Here is a 22,432-nt window from a genome sequence, read left to right on the forward strand (position 1 = left end):
CAAAATCATGCAGGAGTACGTGTGATTGATCCCGTTGTCATTGAATATGCCGGAACCGGCGATGACGAACCCCGTCAATAGGCAGATGCGTGCGTCGTGCCTGTTTGCGCGTCTTGCCTGCCAACAGTTTAACGCTTCCGTCTATCCGGCTTTCGACGTATTTGTCAAGCACGACCCGTGCCAGTCCATGGCATGCGGGGCCGCCCCGTGCTGCACATGGTTTGCGAGCCTTCGGTGCGGACCCCGTGCGGTCCTTGCCATGGCTCGAACGGGGCCAGTCCGGACGCAGGGTGTCAGGGTTGTGGCCGCATCAGCCCGGTCGGCGCGCCCCCAGCAGTATCAGCACTTCCTGGGCACTGCGGAGGCGTTCGCTGGCGCCGGGAAGGTCGAGAATCACTTTCAGCTTGTCCTGGCCATCCAGCTTGTAGACGCGTGGCAGTTGCTGGATCAGCTTGATGATCGCCATCGGGTCGATTTCGGGTTTCTCGCGGAAAGTGATGCGGCCACCATTGGCGCCGAAGTCGAGCTTGCGAATGCCCAGCGGGGTGGCCATCAGTTTCAGGCTTGCTACCGCGAACAGCTGCTTGGTCGGGTCCGGCAGCAACCCGAATCGGTCGATCATCTCCACTTGCAGGTCGCGCAGGTCGTCTTCGCTGCGGGCGCTGGCGATGCGCTTGTACAGGGTCAGGCGCGCGTGCACGTCGCCGAGGTAATCGTCCGGGATCAGCGCGGGCAGGTGCAGTTCGACTTCGGTCTCGTGCTCGCTGCTGAGATCGAAATCCGGGATCTTGCCCGACTTCAACGCACGCACCGCGCGATCGAGCAGTTCGGTGTACAAGCCGAAACCGATCTCCTGGATCTGGCCGGATTGCTCGTCGCCGAGCAGCTCGCCCGCACCGCGAATTTCCAGATCGTGGGTGGCCAGGGTGAAGCCGGCGCCGAGTTCTTCCAGTGAGGCCAGTGCTTCGAGGCGCTTCTGCGCGTCGGCAGTGATCGACTTGCGGTCGGGCACCACCAGGTACGCATAGGCGCGATGGTGCGAACGGCCGACGCGTCCGCGCAACTGATGCAACTGGGCCAGACCAAAGCGGTCGGCGCGGTTGATGATGATGGTGTTGGCGGTGGGAATGTCGATGCCGGTTTCGATGATGGTAGTGCACACCAGCACGTTGAAGCGCTGGCGGTGGAAGTCCGCCATCACGCCTTCGAGTTCGCGCTCGGGCATCTGGCCATGGGCGATGCGGATGCGTGCGTCGGGTACCAGTTCTTCCAGCTCGCGCACGATGCGTTCGATGCTCTGCACTTCGTTGTGCAGGAAGTACACCTGGCCGCCGCGCGACAGCTCGCGCTGCAAAGCCTCGCGGATGGTCGCCGGGTCCCACGCCGAGATGAAGGTGCGCACGGCCGAGCGATGGGCCGGCGGCGTGGCGATCAGCGAGAGATCGCGCAGGCCGGCCATCGCCATGTTCAGCGTGCGCGGAATCGGTGTGGCGGTCATCGTCAGCAGGTCGACTTCGGCACGAAGTTTTTTCAGTTGCTCCTTCTGGCGCACGCCGAAACGCTGTTCTTCGTCGACGATCACCAGGCCGAGGTTCTTGAACTTGATGTCCGGTTGCAGCAGCTTGTGCGTGCCCACGATCACGTCGATCTGGCCGTCCGCCAGGCGCTTCAGCGCGTCGTTCACTTCCTTGGTCGACTTGAAGCGCGACAGCACGTCCACGCGCACCGGCCAGTCGGCGAAGCGGTCGGCGAAATTGCGGTAGTGCTGCTGCGCGAGCAGGGTGGTGGGCACCAGTACGGCGACCTGTTTGCCGGCAGTGGCGGTGGCGAACGCGGCGCGCAATGCCACTTCGGTCTTGCCGAAGCCGACATCACCGCAGATCACCCGATCCATCGCACGCGGGGCGGCGAGATCAGCCAGCACCGCCTCGATCGCGGTTTCCTGGTCGGGGGTTTCCTCGAATGGGAACGTGCTGCCGAATTCCTCGACCAGTTGACGGTCGATCGGCATCGATTCGCCGCCACGCGCCTGCCGCTGCGCGTAGATCGCCAGAAGTTCGGCGGCGACGTCGCGCACTTTCTCGGCGGCCTTCTTGCGTGCGCGCTCCCACGCGTCGCCGCCCAGCGAATGCAACGGGGCCAGTTCCGGCGCCGTGCCGGAGTAACGGCTGACCAGACCGAGTTGCGCCACCGGCACGTAGAGCTTGTCGCCCTTGGCGTACTCGATGGTGAGGAACTCGCCATCCATGCCGCCCACGTCCATCGACAGCAGGCCCTGATAGCGACCCACGCCATGATCCACGTGGACGATCGGCGCACCGAGGGTCAGTTCGGTGAGGTCGCGGATGATGCTTTCCGGGTCGCGCGCGGTGCCGCGGCGACGCTTGCGGTCGCGTTCGCTGCGTACTCGCTCGCCGTACAGCTCGCGCTCGGTGAGCACGGTGAGTACGGGCTTGGTCAGCGCGAAACCCTGATCAAGCCCGGCGATGGTGATGGCAAACTTGACGCCTTCAGCAGCGTGCGCAGACGGAAGAAAGGCTTGCCAGTCTTCAATGGCTTGCGGCTTCAATCCTGCCGTCGCCAGCGTCTCGATCAGCGCCTCGCGGCGTCCCGCCGAATCCGCGGCGATCAGCACGCGGCCCGGATAGCTGGACAGGAAGTGCCTGAGCGACGTCCCCGGCTCTTCGCCCTTGCGATTGAGCGGCAGCTCCGGCGCTGGCTGCGTGCCCGTGGCGACGGCGTGTTCGTGGCCGGCGTCGACCACTTCCACGCGCAGCCGCTTGTTGAGCTGTTCGCGCAGTTGTTCCGGCGGCAGATAGAGTTCGGCTGGCGGCAGCACCGGCCGTTCGATGTCGTGCGCGCGCTGGTCGTAGCGTTCGGCGGTCTGTGCCCAGAACTGGTCGGCCGCCTCGCCCGCACCTTCACCCAATACGAACAGCGCATCGTCGGCGAGATAGTCGAACAGCGTGGCAGTCTGTTTGAAGAACAGCGGCAGGTAGTACTCGATCCCGCCCGGCGTTACGCCTTTCTTCATGTCCTGGTACAGCGGACAGCGGCGCACGTCGATCGGGAAGCGTTCGCGCAGGTTGCCGCGGAACTCCTTGGCCGCCTCGTCGGTCAGCGGAAACTCGCGCGCCGGCAGCAGCTCGACCTTCTCGACCTGTTGTTGCGACCGCTGGGTTTCAGGATCGAAGCTGCGGATCGAATCGACCTCGTCGTCGAACAACTCGATGCGATACGGCTCGGCGGTGCCCATCGGGAAGACATCGAGCAGCGCGCCACGGACCGCGAAATCACCCGGTTCCGCGACCTGCGGCACATGGCGATAGCCAGCCGCTTCCAGCCGGCGCTGCTCGGCGGCCAGATCGAATTTCTGGCCCTTGGCCAATACCAGTCCGGAGCCGGTGATGTGCGAGCGCGGCGCGATCCGCTGCATCAGGGTCGCCATCGGCACCACCAGCACGCCGCGTTTCATGTTCGGCAGCTGGTACAGCGTGGCGATGCGTTGCGAGACGATTTCCGGGTGCGGGCTGAACACGTCGTACGGCAGCGTTTCCCAGTCGGGGAAGGGCAACACCGGCAGCGTGTCGGCGAAGATCCTGAGCTCCGCCTCCAGCGCCTGCGCGCGCTGGGTATCGCGCGTCACTGCTACCAGCAGGCCTTCGTGCGAACGTGCCGCTTCCGCGATCAGCAATGCTCGCGCGGAGCCATGCGGTGGCATCCAGTAGCGACGCTGCTTGGGAGTGGTCGGCAGAGGCGGGTGCTTGATCAGACTGGGCATAAGGGACGCATGTGCATGGCGCCGCCATCGAGCCGCGCCGGGGAAAGCGCACAAGTGTAACGCGATGCGCCGCCGCTCCCGCCGGACCCGGATGTGTGCCCGCTTTCTGTGCGCAGGGGCGGGATTGTCATTTGCAGGACGGGCGCTGGACAGTGGACGCTCTTGCGCAGGTAGGCCCTGCCCGCGGGCTCCTCACTATGAAGCCAGGAATCAGGAGCGGCGGACGGTGCTCGTCCTGGGCGGTCGCCGCCACCGCGCGAAGAGCCTGACCTGACCCGATGCGGCTTCAGAGCTTCAGCGTGATCTGGGCGGTACCCGGTTCGTCCGGCATCATGCGTTGAGTGAACCCCAGTTCACGGCACAGCTGCAGCATCGGTCGATTTTCCAGCAGCACGTAGCCCCACAGTTCGGCGAGGCCGCGGTGGCGACAGTCATCGACCAGTCGCTGCATCAGCAGCGCGCCCAGGCCGCGACGGCTCCAGTCGTGTTCCACCAGCACGGAGAATTCGGCGCTGTCGCTGGACTCGTCGACGTAGATTCGCCCGACGCCACGCATCTCGGCCGGCGTCGCCGATTCGTCCATCAGCACATAAGCCGTTTCTTGCACCGGATCGATCCGGCACAGGCGTTGCGCCATCGGCGCAGGCAATTCGGACATCGCATGGAGGAAGCGGCGACGGATGTCTTCCGGCGAAAGTCGCGTGAAGCAGCGCTGCATCGCCGCCACGTCACCGGCCTCGATCGGGCGGAGCACCAGCTCCAGCCCATCCTGCGTGCGCACCTGCTCGCCGCGCGACGAAACCATCACGCGAGGACGCGCGAAACGCTCACTGCTGCGGGGTGGCAGGCCGGCGTAGCGGGTGGGGGCGGCAAAGTCGATGGCGGGAATCATGGCGGCTCCATACTTTTGCGTATTGTGTGCATCGCAACATGAATTTGCAATGACGAATACGGGTCCGTTGTAACGGAAACAGGCCTGAACGGCGCTGTGGCGCTGGATTCGTGCTGCGGTACGGAATGCCGCAGGAAGGGAAGACAGGCACGCTGCCAGTCTGCACAATGCACCACCACGGACCCGTCATGAATCGAAAAAGCAGCTCCATCGGCATCTCGGTGGCCCAGATTGAGACGCTTTGCAGCCGCTGGCCGGGCGTCACCCGTGACATCAAGTGGGGCGACAATCTGGTCTTCAGCGTTGCCGGCAAGATGTTCGTGATGACTCATGCGGACGGTCGGGAAGGCGGCCGTCTGGCCTTCAAGGTGGCGGACGAGCGCTTTCTCGAACTGACTGACCAGCCCGGTGTCATTCCCGCGCCCTACCTGGCGCGAGCGCGTTGGGTCTGTGTCACTGAGCCGGCGCGCTTCACCACGGCCGAGCTGCAGGCATTGCTGCTGGACGCTTATGCCACGGTGCGCGCGAAATTGACCAAGAAACTGCAGGCCGGATTCGGTCCGCTCCCCACGTTGAAGGACAACCCATGACTCAGCATTTGAGCGCCCTGGCGCTGCTGGTAGCCGATTACGACGAGGCGATCGCCTGGTACACGAAGGCCCTCGGCTTCGAGCTGGTCGAAGATACCGACATGGGTAACGACAAGCGCTGGGTGTTGCTGGCGCCGCCCGGTTCCCGCGAAACGCGGCTGCTGCTGGCCAAAGCCAACGGCGACGAACAAGTGTCACGCGTCGGCAACCAGACCGGCGGGCGGGTGTTTCTGCTGCTGCACACTGACGACTTCCACCGCGACTGGCAGCGCATGCGCGCTGCCGGAGTGCACTTTCGCGAAGAGCCGCGCCACGAGGCCTACGGCACGGTGGCGGTGTTCGAGGATCTGTATGGCAACGGCTGGGATTTGCTGCAACCGGCCGGGTGATCGATGCGCCCGCGATGCCGTCATCGGCTTCGCGGGCGCCGCTTGCTCAGCCGAGCATCTTCAGCAATGCCTGGGCAGCCGGTTCGGATGACGCCGGATTCTGTCCGGTGATCAACAGACCATCGGTGAGCACATAGGGCTGCCAGTCGCCGGCCTTGCTGTAGTTGCCGCCATTCTTTTTCAGCATGTCCTCGACCAGGAACGGCACGATCCTGGTCAGGCCGACGGCCTCTTCTTCGGAGTTGGTGAAGCCGGTGACCGACTTGCCCTGGACCAGCGGCGTGCCATCGGCCGACTTCACGTGGCGCAGCACGCCCGGTGCGTGGCAGACCGCGGCGACCGGCTTGCCCGCAGCCAGCGTGGATTGGATCAAGGCGATCGAGTCAGCGTCTTCGGCGAGATCCCACAGCGGGCCGTGGCCACCCGGATAGAACACCGCGTCGAAATCGCCCGCTTTCATGTCCTGCAGTTTGTGCGTGCTGGCCAGCACGGCCTGGGCCGCCTCGTCACTCTTGAAACGGCGGGTGGCATCGGTTTGTGCCGACGGATCGTCGCTCTTGGGATCCAGAGGCGGCTGCCCGCCATGCGGCGAGGCCACGGTGATCTGCGCACCGGCATCCTTGAACGCGTAGTAGGGCGCGGCGAATTCTTCCAGCCAGAAACCGGTTTTCTGGCCGGTGTCGCCAAGTTGGTCGTGCGAGGTGAGAACCATCAGGATTTTCATGGGGTGCCTTCTTTGAGAGAGAGGGAGAGACGAGCGGGCGTCATTCGCTGGCGACGCGAACCACCAGCTTGCCGAAATTGCCGCCATTGAGCATGCCGATGAAGGCCTGTGGCGCCTGCTCGAGACCGTCGACGATGTCTTCGCGGAACTTGATCTTGCCGGCCTGCACCCATTGGCTCATCTGCTCGATGAATTCACCGTAACGATGGCCGTAGTCATCGAAAATGATGAAACCCTGCATGCGAATGCGGCGGGTGAGGATGGTGCGTGCGAGCAGGCCCAGCCGGTCGGGGCCGTCGGGAAGCGCGGTGTCGTTGTAGTTGGCGATGAGGCCACATACGGGCACGCGCGCACGGGTGTTGAGCAGCGGCAGCACGGCATCGAACACGGCACCGCCGACATTCTCGAAATACACATCGATGCCTTGCGGGCAGGCGGCCGCCAGCTCGGCGGCGAAGTTCGCGCCGTGGTGATCGATGCAGGCGTCGAAGCCCAGCGTCTCGACCACGTAGCGGCATTTTTCCGTCCCGCCGGCGATGCCCACGCTGCGGCAGCCCTTGAGCTTGGCGATCTGGCCCACCGCCGAACCCACCGCGCCGCTGGCCGCCGCGACGACCACGGTTTCACCGGCTTTCGGCTGACCGATGTCGAGCAGGCCCATGTAGGCGGTGAAGCCGGGCATGCCCAGCACGCCCAGCGCCAGCGACGGGTTTTTCATCTGCGGGTCCAGCTTGTTCAGGCCGGTGCCGTCAGACAGGGCGTGGTCCTGCCAGCCGGTGAAGCCGAGCACCAGATCGCCTTCCTTGAAATCCGGATGCTTCGAGGCCTGCACCCGCGATACGGTGCCGCCGACCATCACGTCGCCAATGGCGACAGGCTCGGCATACGATTTGGCATCGCTCATGCGTCCGCGCATATACGGGTCGAGCGAGAGATACAGCGTACGCAGCAGCAGCTCGCCGTCGGCGGGCGTGGGCAACGGGGTTTCGCGCAGACGGAAGTTGTCTGGCGTGGGCGCGCCGACCGGGCGGGAATTCAGCACGATGGCGCGTTGCATGGTCGCGTTGGGAGACATGGAGTGACCTCAGCAAGAGTTGAGGGGGCGAGCGTAGCCCCCGGTGTGTGAGCTCAGAGTGCGGCTTCCAGAATGCTCCGGCTGAGGGCGGGTGTGACATCACGGTGTTCGCCGAGCAGGGTCATGCCGTGGGCTTCGAGTTGGGCGATGACGGTGTCGATCACCTCGGCGCCCAGCTCGTAATCCGGCAGGCGGGTGGCAATGCCCATCTGTTCGAAGAACGCGCGGGTCTTTTCGATCGCCTGGTCGATGCGCTCGTCCTCGCTGCCTTCACGGATCTGCCAGACCCGTTCGGCGTACTGCAGCAGCTTGGCGTGCTTGGTGTCGCGGCGTACCTGCAAGCTGGCCGGCAACACGATGGCCAGCGTGCGGGCATGATCGATGCCGTGCAGCGCGGTCAGTTCGTGGCCGATCATGTGGGTGCTCCAGTCCTGCGGCACGCCGGCACCGATCAGGCCGTTCAGCGCCAGCGTGGCGATCCACATCAGGTTGGCGCGGGTGTCGTAATCCTGCGGGTGGGCCAGCGCCGCCGGGCCGGTTTCGATCAGGCTCTGCAGCAGGCCCTCGGCGAAGCGATCCTGCACCTTGGCCTGCACCGGATAGGTCAGGTACTGCTCGACGATATGCACGAACGCATCCACCACGCCGTTGGCAATCTGGCGTGGCGGCAGGGTGTAGGTCTTGCTCGGATCGAGGATCGAGAACTGCGGAAACGTATGCGAGCTGGAGAACGCCAGCTTGGCGTTGATCGCCCTCTTCGTCACCACGCCGCCGTTGTTCATTTCCGAGCCGGTGGCGGGCAGGGTGAGCACGCTGCCAAACGGCAATGCGTTGGTGATGTTGCGGCCATGCTTTTCCAGGATGGTCCACGGGTCGCCTTCGAACGGCACCGCGGCGGCGACAAACTTGGTGCCATCAATCACCGAGCCACCACCCACGGCCAGCAGATAGTCCAGCTTTTCCTGGCGAATCAGTTCCACCGCACGCATCAAGGTCTCGAACGTGGGGTTCGGCTCGATGCCGGAAAACTCCTGCACGTGGCGATCGCCCAGGGCGGCCTTCACTTCGTCCAGCGTGCCATTCGCCTTCGCGCTGGCACCGCCGTACAGGATCAACACCCGCGCCGACGCCGGCAGCAGGGTATCCAGCTTGCTGACCGTTTCCGTGCCAAACACGATGCGGGTGGGGTTGTGGAATTCAAAATTGTGCATGGGAGCTCCTTGATTAGACCGGTCGTCTAGATTGCGCAAAAGTGCGGCCACGTGCGATGACGCGGTTGGGTTTATCGGGAAAGGGTGTCGCCGGGCGGCAACTGCAGCCATTGGCGGGTGGCCACCATGGCGCCATCCAGGCTGCTGCGGTCGTGCCTGAACTTGCTCAGCAAGGTGGCGCCCAGCCAGGTTTCATACAACGTCTGGGCGGTTTGCTGTGCGTCCAGGGTCGAAGGCAATGAACCGTCGGCGAGGCCTTCACGGATACCGCGAGCCAGTCGATCGATGACCCGGCTGGTGCCTCGGTGCAGGGCGATGCGCATGGCTTCGGAGAGGTCGGAAACCTCACCGCCCAGTTTCACCGCCAGGCATCTGCCATCGACACATTCACCGACCTGGCTTTCCTGCCATTGCTGCCAGTACGCCATCAAACGCCCTGCCGCCGTGCCGCCCGGATGCGAGAGCAGGGCATCCAACTGGGTCAGGTAGTCGTCGAAGTAGCTGTCCAGCAAGGCTACGCCAAACAATTCCTTGGATTTGAAGTAGTGGTAGAACGAACCCTTGGGGATCGCGGCCGCACTCAAAACTTCATTCAAGCCCACCGCCGAGAAGCCCTTGCCGAGAATGATCGGCTTGGCAGTATCGATGATGTGTTGGCGTGCATCGCTGCGGGAGGAATCCATGGTCGGCATGATAGTGCGAATTAGACCGGTCGTCTAGAGCTTGCGATCAGCGCGATGATCTCGTGCTGCTCGGACGATCCTGAGTCCACCCGAACTACCAGACGAGGTCGTCCGGAACCTGGAATTGCCGGTAATACTCATCGTCCGCGTCCTGGTCACTGCTGCCGGCTTCGGCGACGCCATGGTCGAGCACGATCAGCGCCGCGTCGCGCTCGCGGACCTTGTCGGCGGCGACGCGCGGCAGCAATTCGTAGCTCTCGCCGTGGCGCACGATCACCAGCATGCCGGCGGCGAGCTGGGCGCGCAGCGGTTCGTTTACCAGCACGTCGCGGATCCTGTCGCCGTCGGTGAAGCGGTAGGCGATCTCGCCTTCGCGCTTGACCTTGTGGACCTCGACGATCCGGCGTGCCTGTGCACGCGCTTCATTCAGGCGGAGCTGGGCATTGCGCTCGGACGCGATCGCCCGATCACGCTCGGCCTTTTCGGCCTGCAGGCGCTGCGCGTCGATTTGTTCGGCGCCGGCGGCCGGGGGGATCTTGCCCTTGTGTTTCTTCGCCTGCTCGCGCACGACCTGCGCAGCCTTGGTCTTGTTGACCAGACCGGCTTTCAGCAGTTGTTCTTGCAGCGGATTGCGCATGTACGGGAAATCCCGAGTGACCTTGGCCGGTCATTGTAGTCCTTGCTGTTGACGGTGCAGGCGGAGCCGGCGGTCAGCTGTTGGCCGTGGCTGTCGCAGTGGTGCGGCGCTTCAGGCGAACTTCAAATTCCGCATGCCCGCCGTTGTTTCGTGCGGTCGCCTCGCCACCGTGCGCTCTGGCAAATTGCTCGACGATGTAGAGGCCCAGGCCCAAGCCCTGACTGCGGCTGCTGGCACCCTTGAACGGCTCGAAGATTCGCGGCAGCAACGCCTCCGGCAGCTCGCCAGCATTTCGTACGAGCAGCCGCAACTGTTGATCATCACGACCGTCGATGCTTACTTCGACCGGCGTATCTTCGGTTCCGTGCTGGAGGGCGTTGCCGATAAGGTTGGAAAAGACCTGGCCAAGGCGGTCGGGATCGAACTGGCCGTCAAGCGATCCTTCGGTGACGAAATTGATCGCGCGGTCGGGGTGGGTTTGCCGCAACTCGTTGACCACGTTTTCGCCGATGACGCCCAAATTGCCGCGCTGCAATTCCAGATGCAGGATGTCCGAACGGATGCGCGAGAAGTCCAGCAACTGGCCGATCATCCGTCCCATGCGCAAGGTGCTGGCTTCCATGGCTGCGACGGTCCGGGCTAGCGGGCCGTCCTTGACGTGGGCGCGCAGGCTGTCGGCGCACAGCATCACCACGGTCAGCGGTGTCCGCAGGTCGTGGGTCAGCACGGCGATCATGGTTTCGTTGAGCTTCAGTGCACCCTCAAGCATCTCGTTGCGCGCAGCGAGCAAAACGCGGTTCTGGTACAGCTCGATGAAAACCTTGACCTTGCTCTGGATGATGTGTGGATCAAGCGGCTTGTGCAGGAAATCCACGGCGCCGCTTTCATAGCCCTTGAACGAGCGCGTCGGATCATTCGGTGAGGCCGTAAGGAAGATGATCGGCACGTCGCGCGTGCGCTGCGAACCGCGCATCAGTTCGGCCAGCGTGAAGCCGTCCATCTCCGGCATTTGCACGTCGAGCAAGGCCAGTGCCACCTCGTGCAGCAACAGCAGTTCCAACGCCTCGGCACCGGAGGTGGCCTTGAGAATGCGCAGCGTATCGCTTTGCAGCAGCGCTTCCATCGCCAGCAGGTTCTGCGGGACGTCGTCCACGATCAGGATGTTCGTGATCGGCAGTGCCTCGGATGACGGGTTGTCGGTGACGAGTTCGTTCATGCTATGCCGCGGCCATCCGTTCGCACATTTCGTTGAGAGTGAGTACTGCTTCGGCGCCGGCGTGCGCCAATGCGGCGGCAGGCATGAAGCTTGCCACAGCGTCGTCAGGTTGTTGAATCCATACGGTGCCGCCGGCACGGCGCACCGCTGCCACGCCTGCGCTGCCGTCGGCGCTGGCGCCGGTGAGCAGGATGGCCAGAAGTCGGCGCGAGAACACGGCGGCCGCAGACATGAACAGCGGGTCGATCGCGGGTCGCGAGAACAGCACCGGCTCATCCACCGAAAGCGCCACGCTGGACTCGTCTTCCACCAGCAGGTGATAGTCCGGGGGCGCGAAGACTACCACGCCTTTCTCCAGCGGCATCTTGTCGATTGCTTCGCGTACTGGCAATGCGCAGTGCATATCCAGCAGCTCGGCGATATGGCTGGGCCGGTCGCGCGGGAGGTGCAGGACCACCAGTACCGGCAACGGGAAGTCCGCTGGGAGCCGAGTCAACAAAGCATGCATGGCCTGCACGCCCCCGGCAGAGCCACCGATGACCATGGCGTCGATGTCATCACGAAGATTGAGTTTGGGCATTACACGGCCCTCTTGCGATAGATCCGCTGAGCCGGCACGAACAATTCAAAGTCGTTCGCGTGCGCGCCAAATTGCAGCGATTCCTTGCTTCCCAGGCCGAGGAATCCGCGATGCATCAGCGCATCCTTGAACAGCCCGATGGCGCGGTCCTGCAAGCCCCGATTGAAGTAGATCAGCACGTTGCGGCAGGACACCAGATTGACCTCCGAGAAGACGCTGTCCGTAGCCAGGCTGTGGTCGGCGAACACGATGCGCTTCTTCAGATTGCGATCGAACACCACGCCCTGATAGGCACTGGTGTAATAGTCCGACAGCGAGCTTCGGCCACCAGCGGCTGCATAGTTGCGACTGAACTGCGCGACGCGGTCCAGCGGGAACGCCCCGGCTTCGGCGAGCTTCAGGGCTTCCGGGTTGATGTCGGTGGCGTAGATCAGCGAACGTTCCAGCAGGCCTTCCTCGGCCAGCAGAATCGCCATCGACCACACTTCCTCGCCGGTACTGCAGCCGGCCACCCACAGCTTGATCGAGGGATAGGTGGCGAGCACGGGCATGACTTGCTCACGCAAGGCAAGGAAGTAGCCCGGATCACGGAACATCTCCGAAACCTGCACGGTGAAATACTGCAACGCCTGGGCAAACACGTCCGGCTCGTGAAGCAGGCGGTGCTGGAGGTCGCTCGGCCGGGTACAGCCGAACCGCACCATCGCGTGGCGCATGCGCCGGCGCAGCGAGGTGACGGCGTAGTCGCGAAAATCGTAGTGGTAGCGCAGGTACACCGCCTCGATCAGCAGGCGTACCTCCATGTCGAACAGCTCCACTTCCTGGTCTTTCATTATTTCGGACACCACACCCGGCAAAGTGAAATCAGCTTGTCGACGTCGATCGGCTTGGCGATGTAATCATTGGCGCCGGCCTCGAGGCAGTGCTCGCGATCGTCGGCCATCGCCTTGGCGGTGAGGGCGATGATCGGCAGGTTGGCCAGCTTCGGCTGGGCGCGGATCTTGCGCATGGCGGTCAGGCCATCCATCTCCGGCATCATGATGTCCATCAGCACCAGGTCGACTTCGCTCTTTTCCAGATGTTCCAGTGCCTCGCGACCGTTGCGGGCGATTTCCAGCTTTACGCCCAGCGGTTCGAGCACGCTGGTCAGTGCGAAGATGTTGCGCACGTCGTCCTCGGCCAGCAGGAAGGTGCGGCCGTCAAGCATCGCGTCGCGCTGGCGTGCGCGACGCAGCAGGCGCTGCTGGTCGGCTGGCAGCGAGGCTTCAACGCTGTGCAGGAACAGGGTGACTTCGTCGAGCAGGCGCTCGGGCGAGCGGGCGCCCTTGATGATGATGGTCTTGGAATAGCGTCGCAGGCGCTGCTCCTCATCGCGGGTCAGCGACCGGCCGGTATAGACGATGACGGGCGGGAACGCGTAGGTCTCGCTGGCGGCCATGTGTTCGAACAAATCGTAGCCGGTGCCGTCGGGGAGCGAAAGATCGGTGACCATGCAGTCGAACGTACTGCCGGAAAGCTGCTCCAGCGCATCCTTGACCGTGCCCACGGCCACGATTTCCAGTTGATCGCGCGCTAGCAGCAGCTGGAGGTTGTCGCGCAGCTGGGTGTCGTCCTCGACGATCAGCAGGCGGCGCACTTCACGCTGGTGGCGATCCTCCAGTTGCTGGATCGCGCCGATCAGCACTTCGCGGGTCGCCGGCTTGAGCACGAAACCGACCGCGCCCAGCTCCATCGCCACCTGGGTGCGCTCCAGTGCGGACACGACATGGACCGGAATATGCCGCGTGGCAGGGTCGCGCTTGAGCCGCTCCAGCACGCTGAGGCCGGAACTGTCGGGCAGGCCGATATCGAGCAGGATGCCGCTCGGCGACAGCTCCGTTGCCGTTTGCAGGGCCTCCTGGGCAGAGCGCGCGACCACGCAATCGAAGTCCATGTCATGCGCCAGGTTGACCAGCGCCTGGGCGAACGCGGGGTCGTCCTCCACGGCCATGATCAGGCGGGTTGCGCGCTGGCGTTCGGTGCGATCGTCCTTCACCTGGCGAGGAGCTTCGCCAAAAGGTGCGTGACTTTCGGCGACTGGCGACGCGGCAATCCTGGGCGGAGGAGCAATGGCCGGCGGCGCCGAAGCCTGCGCCGCGACGGTCGGCGGGCTGCTGATGCTCCCTTGCAGCGGGAGTTCCAGGGTGAAGCAACTGCCGCGTCCCGGTTCGCTGTCGATGGTGATGTCACCACCCATGCGCTGGGCCAGTTCGCGGGAAATCGAAAGGCCCAGCCCGGTGCCACCGAAACGCCGGCTGGTGCTGCCATCCGCCTGACGGAAGGCCTCGAAAATCACGTGCTGCTGATCCTGCGGGATGCCGATCCCGGTGTCGCAGACCACGAAGCGGATGCGCTCGCCTCGCGCGGCTTCGATGCGCAGCGAAATTTGCCCGGCATCGGTGAACTTCACCGCGTTGGCCAGCAGGTTTTTCAGGATCTGCTGAAGTCGCTGCGCATCGCCGGTCATTTGTGCGGGCACGTCGGGCAGGGTTTCGATTCCGAAGCTCAGGCCTTTTTGCTTGATCAGCGGATCGAAAGTGTCGCGAAGGCGCTGGATCACCATCGGCAGGGCCAGTGGCTCGGCGACGAGTTCCACGTGGCCGGCCTCGATCTTGGACAGGTCGAGAATGTCGTTGATCAGGGCCAGCAGGTCGTTGTTGGAGGCGTGGATGGCCTGCGCGTATTTCACCTGCTCCCGCGTCAGCGTGTCGTCCTTGTTGTCGGCCAGCAATTTGGCGAGGATCAGCGAGCTGTTCAGTGGCGTGCGCAACTCGTGCGACATGTTGGCGAGGAATTCGGACTTGTAGCGACTGGTGGCTTCCAGTGAAACCGCGTTGCGCTTGAGTTCGGACTGCGCCAGCAGCAATGCCTTGCGCTGGCCTTCCAGCTCCTGCGTGCGTTCTTCCAGGTGCACATTGGTCTGCTCCAGTTCGGCCTGCTGTGTTTCCAGCTCGGCTTGCGACTGTTGCAGCACGCGAGTCTGTTCTTCCAGTTCCTCGTTCGACACGCGCAGTTCTTCCTGCTGCGCCTGCAGTTCCTCGCTTTGCCGCTGGGTTTCTTCCAGCAACTCGCCCTGTCGCTCGCGGAACGCAGCCGTGCGCATCGCCACACCGATGATCTCGGCGCTTTGGCGCAACAGTTCCTGTTCAACGTCGAGCGGATCTTCCCGGTGCATTCGGCCCAATTCCAGCGCACCAATCACCTTTTCATCGGCCGTGATGGGCGTCATCAGCAGTTCGCTGGGGGCGCTGCGCCCGAGTGTCGAAGTCAGCGCCAGGTGGTCGACGGAAAGATTCGCCAACCGGCGCGCCGCGCCGAGTTGCAGCGTTTCGCCGAGCAGGCCGGCATCGGCGGGCAGTCGTTGCGGCTGGCTGGCATCAAGCGCGATGCCTCCCATCAGCACCAGTTCCCCACCGCGCAGGTGATACAGCGCGCCGACCTGTGCGTCCAGTCGTCCAGCCAGGCAGCGCATTGCATTCATGGCGAGCTCGTCGGGAACCTGTTCTCCGCGAAGTGCCATGCTCAGTTCATTCTTCGCATCCTGCAGCCACAGCAAACGCCTCACGTTCAGGCGCGCTCGCAGCGCTTGCCACACACCAATGGCCATGGCCCAGGTTGACACGGCGCCTATGGCGCGATTGACCAGGGCGATCCCCGACTTCATGCCGTCGGGAGAAAGTTTGGCGCCTACCACGAGCAAGATAGCGGCGACAAAAGCGGTGACAAACGGAGCTGCCAGGCGCTGCTGGAACAGGGTCAAGCCCACGCAGACGAAGTAAAAACACCACACGGCGTAACCGAGTGGCGTGAATATGTCAGCCACAAGGGTCAACAGCGCAAGCAGTCCCACCAGAACGTACACGGTGGAGTCGCGGAGAGAGGTTTGGTTGTTCATAGGCAGGCTTGAGTGGTCATCCCCCTATGCTATCGGAAACACGGGATCGAGCCGTGAGCACGCGGTGTCGGCGTGCGGCGCGCTTCATTCGGTCCGTCCTTTCAGTCGACCAGGTCAGGCTCGAAGAAACTCCAGCGCACGTCGGTGAACTCGGCCTTCATCGCCGCCTCGACGGTGTTGATCGCCTCGATCAGGCTCTGGTTGGTGGCGGTCGGCCGCATGCGCGCCTTGACCGCCACCATCACGTCCGGGCCCATCTGCAGGGTGATCAGATTCAGTACCTCGGCCACTTCGTCTCGGCCTTGCAGGAAGGCTTGCAGTTCGCCGCGTCGGCGCGGTTCGACACCTTGTCCGATCAGCAATGCCTTGACCTCGATGGCCACCAGCACGGCCACCACGATCAGCAGCGCGCCGATCGCGATGGTGCCGCAAGCGTCGAACAACAGGTTGCCGGTGAGCATGGTGGCGCTGATCGCGAGCGCAGCCAGACACAAGCCGATCAAGGCAGCCAGGTCCTCGCCGAAAATCACCAGCAGCTCGCTGGAGCGTGTCTGGCGGAACCAGGTCCACAGGTTCTGATTGCCGCGTGCCTTGTTGACTTCCTGCAGGCAGCCGCGCATCGAGAGGCCCTCGGCGATGATGCCGAAGCCGAGAACGCCCAAGGCCAGCCACGGCCACTTGAGCGGCTCCGGGTGGGTCAGCTTGTGCACGCCTTCGTAGACCGAAAACATGCCGCCCACGCTGAACAGCAGGATCGCCACCAGGAAGGACCAGAAATACAACGCACGACCCCAGCCGAGAGGGTATTCGTCCGATGGCGGTCGTTTGGCCTGGCGGATGCCCAGCAGCAACAGACCCTGGTTGCCGCAGTCGGCCAGCGAGTGAACCGCCTCGGCCATCATCGCGCCGGAGCCGGTGATGACGGCGGCGACAAGCTTGGCCACGAAGATGGCGAAGTTGGCACCCAGTGCGAGCAGGATGGCCTTGATCGGGTTGGCGTGACCGGATGACATGCGTGCTTCAATCCTCGGCGGGAGTCGCGCAGTCTACCGGCCAGGTTGCCGGCTGCGAATGGGTCAGTGGATGCCGACGCCCACGCCCAGGCCGAAGTGGACGTTGTTGCGGCCCTTGTTCATCTCGTCCGCGCTCCATACGTGGGATTGCGCCACGCTGACCAGCGGGAACACGTAATCCGCCTCGCCGACCTTGCCGGCCCGGCTGCCGCTGAGCTTGCCGTTGACCGTGATCAGCGCTCCGGTCGGGTAATCCAGCGGCTCCACGTAGCCGGGCATCACGGCGACGAAACGGCCACTGCCGCTGTCGTTCGCCTTGGGTCGCTGCGAGGAGTCGAGCGGGTAGGCCAGCACTTCGATCTCGCTGTGGTCGGCCAATACCTTGACCTGGACGATGCGGCCACCCCAGATCACCTCATTGCCGGCGAACCTCTCGGGCGTCTGGGCGACCTGGAACGGCACGGCCGCGATGGCGCCCGCGGTGGTCTTGTAGATCGGTGCAGGCGCGCAGGCCGCCAGCATCAGCAGGGCGGCGGGCATGGCGAAGCGGGTCAGCAGGAAAGCAGGGCGGATGCGCATGGACGTGCTCCTGGAAGAAACCGGTGAATGCCTTGAGCTTAGCGGCGGCCCGGTGGTCGTGGTAGCCGCGAGGCGGGCAACGGGCTGGGGACGTTCAGCTGGCTGCCGGCTTCGTCCAGCAACCAGTCGAGTTTCACTTCGGCCGGGCGATCCTGCGACAACAGGCTGCCCAGCGCGCGCAACGGCTCGCGCAGCACGTCGTCGAGATTCCACGGTGCGTTGAGGATGACCATGCCCGAGCCGTTGAGGCGCAGCGGCGAATCGTCCGGATGCACCAGCAGTTCGGCGCGCAGGATGCGCTTGACGCCGCTGTGCTGCAGCTTGCGCAGGAACGGCTGCACCTGGCTGCGCAGCTTGATCGGATACCACACCGCGTAGACGCCGGTGGGCCAGCGCAGCAGGGCGGCTTTCAGCGCCTGCTCGATCAGCTTGTACTCGGCCTCCTGGGCTTCGTAGGGCGGATCGATCAATACCAGACCGCGCTTCTCCTTCGGCGGCAGCAGCGCCTTCAGCGCCTCGTAGCCGTCACGTTGATGCACATGCACTTGCGGGTTGCCGCGAAACAGGTCCCGCAGCTTGGCCGCTTCCTCGGTGTGCAATTCACACAACTGGGCGCTGTCGTCGGGACGCAGCAAGCGGGCCACCTGCAGCGGCGAGCCTGGATACAGTTTCAACCCTTGTTCGTTCCCTTCACCCTCGAGGATGCTCGCGCGCCAGCGCTGCAACAGCGCCGGAACCTTCTCGGCCGGGTGCAGCCGGGTGATGCCGTCCTTGTGTTCGCCGGTCTTCTTCGCTTCGAAACCGTCCAGCGGGTAGTTGCCACTGCCGGCGTGGGTGTCGATGTAACAGAACGGCGTGGGCTTGGCCTGCATCGCTTCGATCAGTGCAAGCAGCACGGTGTGTTTCAGGACATCGGCAAAGTTGCCGGCGTGATAGGCGTGGCGATAATTCATGGCGGTCACGGCGGGCGGGGTGGGCAAGTATAGATGCCACGGCACCCCGTTCCCGGTCATGCAGGACGCGGCGCATGACCTTTCCTGCACATCAAACGGCGCAGGGTCGGTTTGTTGCGCAGCTGCAACCGGTCAGGCATGTCGCCCGACTGCCCTTCAAGCGGAGCATCATCATGAAGTTTTCGCCGAAAATCATTGTTGCCACAGCCGCGCTCGGTCTGTGCATCGCTGCCGGCACCGTGGTCGCGCAGGAGACCGGGAGCATGGCCCCGGCAGCGGCTTCGAGCAGCATGGGTCACATGGACAAAGGCATGATGCACAAGATGCATCACGACAGAAACGGCAGCATGCACAAGATGCCCGCGTCGGTGACCTCGGTCGATGCCAAGACCGGCATGGTCGGCGTAGACGCCGGCGGGATGGCGCTGACCGTGCATTTTCCGCCCAAGTCGATGGCGGCTTTGAAGGTGGGCGACAAGATTACCCTGCACATGGGTTTCACCAGGCCGTGAGGTGGATGAACCCACCTCCAGAGTTGAGGGCGTCAGGTCGCCCCGGTAAGCTCACTGGATGACCTTCTCGCTGCGCCTGCTCGCCCGTTCACGCCGCCTTCGGGCGATGGGCGTGCTGGCGTGGCTGATGCTGGTCATCAACTCACTGGCCGCTGCCCCGATGGGCATGACGGGCGTACCTCATTCCCATGCCATGCAAACAGCGGTGGCGGCGACCAGTGAACATTGTCATCCCGATGTGGCGGTCAAGGCATCTCGTCCATCGTGCGGCGATCAGGCCGGTTGCCACGGTGGCATGACGGAAGGCAGCTGCCATTGTGCGGCGGTGTGCGGCACCACCTTGTTACCCGCCACGACGGTCGTGCTGGCTTCGGCCGCGACCCGTGCCCGTTATGCCATGCCGCTGCCGAGCAGCGCGCCCTCGTTGCATGACGCTCCACCATTGCGACCACCTGCCATCTGACTCTCCCCGGTTCCTGATCAGGCTTGCCCGGTCGCCTGTCGACCATCGGGCCGCCAGCTTTTGTCGGTATCCACGTGGATGCCGTTTGCCTCTGGAGAGTATTGATGTCTTCTTCGTCACGATTCGTGATCGATCCGTCGCGGCGGCGCTTTGTCCAGGGCCTGGCCCTGGGCGGCGTTGCCGCCGGCATGGGGCTGCTGCATGCGCCCGGCGCCCGGGCTGCCGGGCGTGCGGACGCCTTGACCGGTGCCCACCACCCGAACGTGCTCCGTGGCACCGATTTCGCGCTGGACATTGGCGAAACCCCGGTGAATTTCACTGGTGTGCGCCGGCTGGCGACGACCGTCAACGGCGGCATACCCGGTCCCGTACTGCGCTGGAAAGAGGGCAGCACGGTCACCCTGCGTGTCACCAACCGGCTGCGCGTGCCGACCTCGATCCACTGGCACGGCATCCTGCTGCCGTTCCAGCAGGACGGCGTGCCCGGCATCAGCTTTGACGGCATCGCGCCGGGCGAGACGTTTGTCTACCGCTTCCCGGTGCGCCAGTCCGGCACCTACTGGTACCACTCGCACAGCGGCTTCCAGGAACAGGTCGGCCTGTATGGCCCGATCGTGATCGAGCCGGCCGGCGCGGAGCGTTACCCCAGCGATCGCGACTACGTGGTGATGCTCAACGACTGGAGCGACGACGACCCGAACCACATTTTCGCCACCCTGAAACGGCAAGGTGACTATTACAACTTCGCCGAACCGACCGCGCCGGAGTTCTTCCACGATGTGCGCGAAATCGGCTTGAAAGAGGCGCTGGCGAAGCGGCGCATGTGGAACCAGATGCGCATGAGCCCCAGCGACCTCAGTGATGTCAGCGGCGCCACCTATACCTACCTGATGAACGGCCATGCGCCCGCCGGCAACTGGACCGGACTGTTCCGTCCCGGTGAGAAGATCCGCCTGCGTTTCATCAATGGTTCGTCGATGACATTCTTCGACGTGCGCATTCCCGGACTGAAGATGACCGTGATCGCCGCCGACGGGCAGGACGTCGAGCCGGTGCCGGTGGACGAATTCCGCATCGGCGTGGCCGAGGTCTACGACGTGCTGGTCGAGCCGCAGGAAGACCGCGCCTATACCGTGTTTGCCCAGTCGATCGACCGCACCGGCTACGCGCGCGGCACGCTGGCGCCCCGTGAGGGCATGCAGGCCGAAGTTCCCGCCATGGATCACCGCGAGCGCCTGGCCATGGTCGACATGATGGGGGCGATGGCCCTGAATGGCGCGCACGGCGGCCACGGCGGCATGCATGGCATGGATCACGCGAGCATGAAACATGGCGACATGAGCGGGGAGACGATGGCCAAGGTCCGCCATGCGCGCACCGAATACGGCCCGGGCGTGGACATGCGGGTCGACATGCCGCGTACCCGCCTCGATGATCCGGGCGTCGGCCTGCGCGACAACGGGCGCCGCGTGTTGAATTACGCGGACCTGCATACCATCGGCGGCCCGATCGATACGCGCGAACCTTCGCGCGACATCGAGCTGCACCTCACCGGCAACATGCATCGCTACATGTGGTCGTTCGACGGGGTGACGTTTGCCGACGCGAAGCCGGTGCACTTCCGCAGCGGCGAGCGCCTGCGCATCGTGCTGGTCAACGACACCATGATGAATCACCCGATCCACCTGCACGGCATGTGGAGCGAGCTGGAAAATCCCGATGGCGAGTTCCAGGTGCGCAAGCACACGGTCAACGTGCAGCCGGCGCAGCGTGTCACCTATGCAGTCAGCGCGGACGCGCCGGGACGCTGGGCCTACCACTGCCACATGCTCTATCACATGGACGCGGGCATGATGCGTGAAGTGGTGGTGTCATGAGCGCGCTGTCACGTTGCATCCACCCGTGTTTCCCGCGTGTGGCGCTGAGTGCGGCCGTGTTGATGGCCATGCCATGCGCCGGGTTTGCGCAAAGTGCGCCGGCTGCTTCGAGCACATCGCCGTCGATGAGCATGGAGGCGATGCCAGGCATCGATCACGGCAACATGCCCGGCATGTCCATGCCGGCTGCTTCGGTGGCGACGCCTGCGGCAACAGGCAGCCACAAGCACAAGACCGACAGGAAGCCGGCTGTCCCGAGCAAGCCGGCCAGTCACATGCCTGGCATGGACCACGGCACCATGGATCACAGCGGGATGCCCGGCATGCGTGCCGAGTCGATGCCCGCGATGAACAAACCTGCGGCCACGACCACCCCTGCCGTGGAGCCGGCAAAGGCGCTGTCCGTGTCCCACGCCGCCATGCCTGGCATGACACCTGCTCCGATGAAAGGCGACGAACACGCCACGATGGATCACGCTGCAATGGATCATGGCTCGATGGACCATGCGGGGATGGAGCACGCGTCCATGGCTGGCATGACCGACGGTGCGTCACCGCCGCCGGACTCGATGTCCGGGATGAACATGGGTGCGATGCAGGGCGGCAGTGCACCCGCGGATGCGCGCAGTCCCGACTATTCCGACGGGGTGGGCTACGGGCCGATGAAGCCGCATCTGCACGGCAATGGAGCGGTGGGCATGCTGCTGCTGGATCAGCTCGAAACAGTTCATGGCCGGAGCGGCAACGCCCAAGCCTGGGAGATCCAGGGTTGGTACGGTCGCGACGTGGACAAGCTGTGGTTGCGCAGCGAGGGCGAGCGCAGCAAGGGCAAGGTCGAGGACGGCAATGTCGAGGTGCTGTGGAACCACGCCATCGCCACTTACTGGGGCAGCCAGCTCGGTGTTCGCCACGATTTCGGCGAAGGTCCGCGCCGCGACTGGGCAGCGTTTGGCGTGCAGGGGCTTGCCCCGTACTGGTTCGAGCTGGAAGCGACCGGTTACGTCGGTGCTTCCGGCCGCACCGCGGCACGCTTGCGCGCCGACTACGAGGTGTTGTTCACGCAGCGGCTGATCCTGCAGCCGGAGCTGGAGCTGAACCTGTACGGCAAGAACGATCCGGCTCGCCGCATCGGCAGCGGTCTGTCCGATGTGCAGTTCGGGTTGCGGCTACGCTACGAGATCCGGCGCGAGTTCGCGCCCTACGTGGGTATCAACTGGGTGCGTCGCGTCGGCACCACCGCCGACTACGCACGTGCCGATGGGCAACCCGTATTTGACCAGCAATTCGTTGCCGGTTTCCGCATCTGGTTTTGAGGGGAGTCAC

Annotated in this window: 20 protein-coding genes; 6 read left to right on the forward strand and 14 right to left on the reverse strand. The window is 64.2% G+C overall.

Features of this window, described 5'->3' with window-relative positions; all coding sequences use genetic code 11:
• Positions 1-310: 310 nt before the first annotated feature.
• Together mfd and ACVWWQ_RS11310 are read right to left on the reverse strand one after the other, a co-directional pair.
• Positions 311-3,781 (reverse strand): transcription-repair coupling factor, encoded by a 3,471-nt coding sequence (mfd, locus tag ACVWWQ_RS11305; RefSeq protein WP_133947338.1) that lies wholly within the window; start codon positions 3,779-3,781, stop codon positions 311-313.
• Positions 3,782-4,067: 286 nt separating this feature from the next.
• Positions 4,068-4,673 (reverse strand): GNAT family N-acetyltransferase, encoded by a 606-nt coding sequence (locus ACVWWQ_RS11310; RefSeq protein WP_099653502.1) that lies wholly within the window; start codon positions 4,671-4,673, stop codon positions 4,068-4,070.
• Between the two features lie 188 nt (positions 4,674-4,861).
• On the opposite strand from ACVWWQ_RS11310, the gene ACVWWQ_RS11315 reads away from it, so the two are divergent.
• Both ACVWWQ_RS11315 and ACVWWQ_RS11320 read left to right on the forward strand, forming a co-directional pair.
• Positions 4,862-5,263, forward strand: a complete 402-nt coding sequence (locus ACVWWQ_RS11315) for a DUF6194 family protein (RefSeq protein WP_133947336.1) — start codon at positions 4,862-4,864, stop codon at positions 5,261-5,263.
• Entirely contained in the window at positions 5,260-5,652 is a 393-nt protein-coding gene (locus tag ACVWWQ_RS11320; RefSeq protein WP_133947334.1) for a VOC family protein, read from the forward strand. Before ACVWWQ_RS11315 ends, ACVWWQ_RS11320 begins: the two co-directional genes overlap by 4 nt.
• Before the next feature lie 46 nt (positions 5,653-5,698).
• Here ACVWWQ_RS11320 and ACVWWQ_RS11325 read toward each other — a convergent pair whose 3' ends face one another.
• The 12 genes from ACVWWQ_RS11325 to ACVWWQ_RS11380 form a co-directional block, all read right to left on the reverse strand.
• Complete coding sequence (locus ACVWWQ_RS11325) at positions 5,699-6,376, reverse strand: type 1 glutamine amidotransferase domain-containing protein (protein ID WP_099653499.1); 678 nt, start codon at positions 6,374-6,376, stop codon at positions 5,699-5,701.
• Positions 6,377-6,416: 40 nt separating this feature from the next.
• Positions 6,417-7,451 carry an NADP-dependent oxidoreductase gene (locus ACVWWQ_RS11330; RefSeq protein WP_133947332.1) on the reverse strand — a complete coding sequence of 345 codons (1,035 nt, stop codon included), beginning with the start codon at positions 7,449-7,451 and terminating at the stop codon, positions 6,417-6,419.
• Between the two features lie 53 nt (positions 7,452-7,504).
• The gene (locus ACVWWQ_RS11335; protein WP_133947330.1) at positions 7,505-8,662 is read right to left on the reverse strand and encodes an iron-containing alcohol dehydrogenase; all 1,158 of its coding nucleotides are present in this window, start codon (positions 8,660-8,662) and stop codon (positions 7,505-7,507) included.
• Positions 8,663-8,733: 71 nt separating this feature from the next.
• The gene (locus tag ACVWWQ_RS11340; protein WP_133947328.1) at positions 8,734-9,345 is read right to left on the reverse strand and encodes a TetR/AcrR family transcriptional regulator; all 612 of its coding nucleotides are present in this window, start codon (positions 9,343-9,345) and stop codon (positions 8,734-8,736) included.
• A gap of 94 nt (positions 9,346-9,439) precedes the next feature.
• Positions 9,440-9,982 (reverse strand): DUF2058 domain-containing protein, encoded by a 543-nt coding sequence (locus tag ACVWWQ_RS11345; RefSeq protein WP_133947326.1) that lies wholly within the window; start codon positions 9,980-9,982, stop codon positions 9,440-9,442.
• 73 nt (positions 9,983-10,055) lie between these two features.
• On the reverse strand, positions 10,056-11,198 hold the full coding sequence (locus tag ACVWWQ_RS11350; protein ID WP_099653494.1) for a hybrid sensor histidine kinase/response regulator: 1,143 nt from the start codon (positions 11,196-11,198) through the stop codon (positions 10,056-10,058).
• Between the two features lies 1 nt (position 11,199).
• Positions 11,200-11,778 (reverse strand): chemotaxis protein CheB, encoded by a 579-nt coding sequence (locus tag ACVWWQ_RS11355; protein WP_133947324.1) that lies wholly within the window; start codon positions 11,776-11,778, stop codon positions 11,200-11,202.
• Complete coding sequence (locus tag ACVWWQ_RS11360) at positions 11,778-12,635, reverse strand: CheR family methyltransferase (protein WP_457383393.1); 858 nt, start codon at positions 12,633-12,635, stop codon at positions 11,778-11,780. The genes ACVWWQ_RS11355 and ACVWWQ_RS11360 overlap by 1 nt, the downstream gene beginning before the upstream one ends.
• Entirely contained in the window at positions 12,611-15,712 is a 3,102-nt protein-coding gene (locus tag ACVWWQ_RS11365) for a response regulator (RefSeq protein ID WP_133947320.1), read from the reverse strand. Before ACVWWQ_RS11365 ends, ACVWWQ_RS11360 begins: the two co-directional genes overlap by 25 nt.
• 101 nt (positions 15,713-15,813) lie before the next feature.
• Positions 15,814-16,725, reverse strand: a complete 912-nt coding sequence (locus ACVWWQ_RS11370) for a cation diffusion facilitator family transporter (RefSeq protein WP_133947318.1) — start codon at positions 16,723-16,725, stop codon at positions 15,814-15,816.
• A gap of 63 nt (positions 16,726-16,788) precedes the next feature.
• Positions 16,789-17,304, reverse strand: a complete 516-nt coding sequence (locus ACVWWQ_RS11375; protein WP_133947316.1) for a Slp family lipoprotein — start codon at positions 17,302-17,304, stop codon at positions 16,789-16,791.
• A 38-nt stretch (positions 17,305-17,342) separates the two neighbouring features.
• The gene (locus ACVWWQ_RS11380; protein ID WP_133947314.1) at positions 17,343-18,257 is read right to left on the reverse strand and encodes a 23S rRNA (adenine(2030)-N(6))-methyltransferase RlmJ; all 915 of its coding nucleotides are present in this window, start codon (positions 18,255-18,257) and stop codon (positions 17,343-17,345) included.
• A 173-nt stretch (positions 18,258-18,430) separates the two neighbouring features.
• On the opposite strand from ACVWWQ_RS11380, the gene ACVWWQ_RS11385 reads away from it, so the two are divergent.
• The 4 genes from ACVWWQ_RS11385 (at position 18,431) to ACVWWQ_RS11400 (ending at position 22,422) form a co-directional block, all read left to right on the forward strand.
• Positions 18,431-18,769: a hypothetical protein gene (locus ACVWWQ_RS11385; RefSeq protein WP_133947312.1), complete on the forward strand. Its 339-nt coding sequence runs from the start codon at positions 18,431-18,433 to the stop codon at positions 18,767-18,769.
• A 58-nt stretch (positions 18,770-18,827) separates the two neighbouring features.
• Complete coding sequence (locus ACVWWQ_RS11390) at positions 18,828-19,232, forward strand: hypothetical protein (protein WP_133947310.1); 405 nt, start codon at positions 18,828-18,830, stop codon at positions 19,230-19,232.
• Positions 19,233-19,336: 104 nt separating this feature from the next.
• Complete coding sequence (locus tag ACVWWQ_RS11395; protein ID WP_133947308.1) at positions 19,337-21,109, forward strand: copper resistance system multicopper oxidase; 1,773 nt, start codon at positions 19,337-19,339, stop codon at positions 21,107-21,109.
• The gene (locus ACVWWQ_RS11400; RefSeq protein ID WP_457383394.1) at positions 21,106-22,422 is read left to right on the forward strand and encodes a copper resistance protein B; all 1,317 of its coding nucleotides are present in this window, start codon (positions 21,106-21,108) and stop codon (positions 22,420-22,422) included. Before ACVWWQ_RS11395 ends, ACVWWQ_RS11400 begins: the two co-directional genes overlap by 4 nt.
• Positions 22,423-22,432 lie beyond the last annotated feature (10 nt).

The organism is Rhodanobacter sp. TND4EL1, assembly GCF_054061035.1.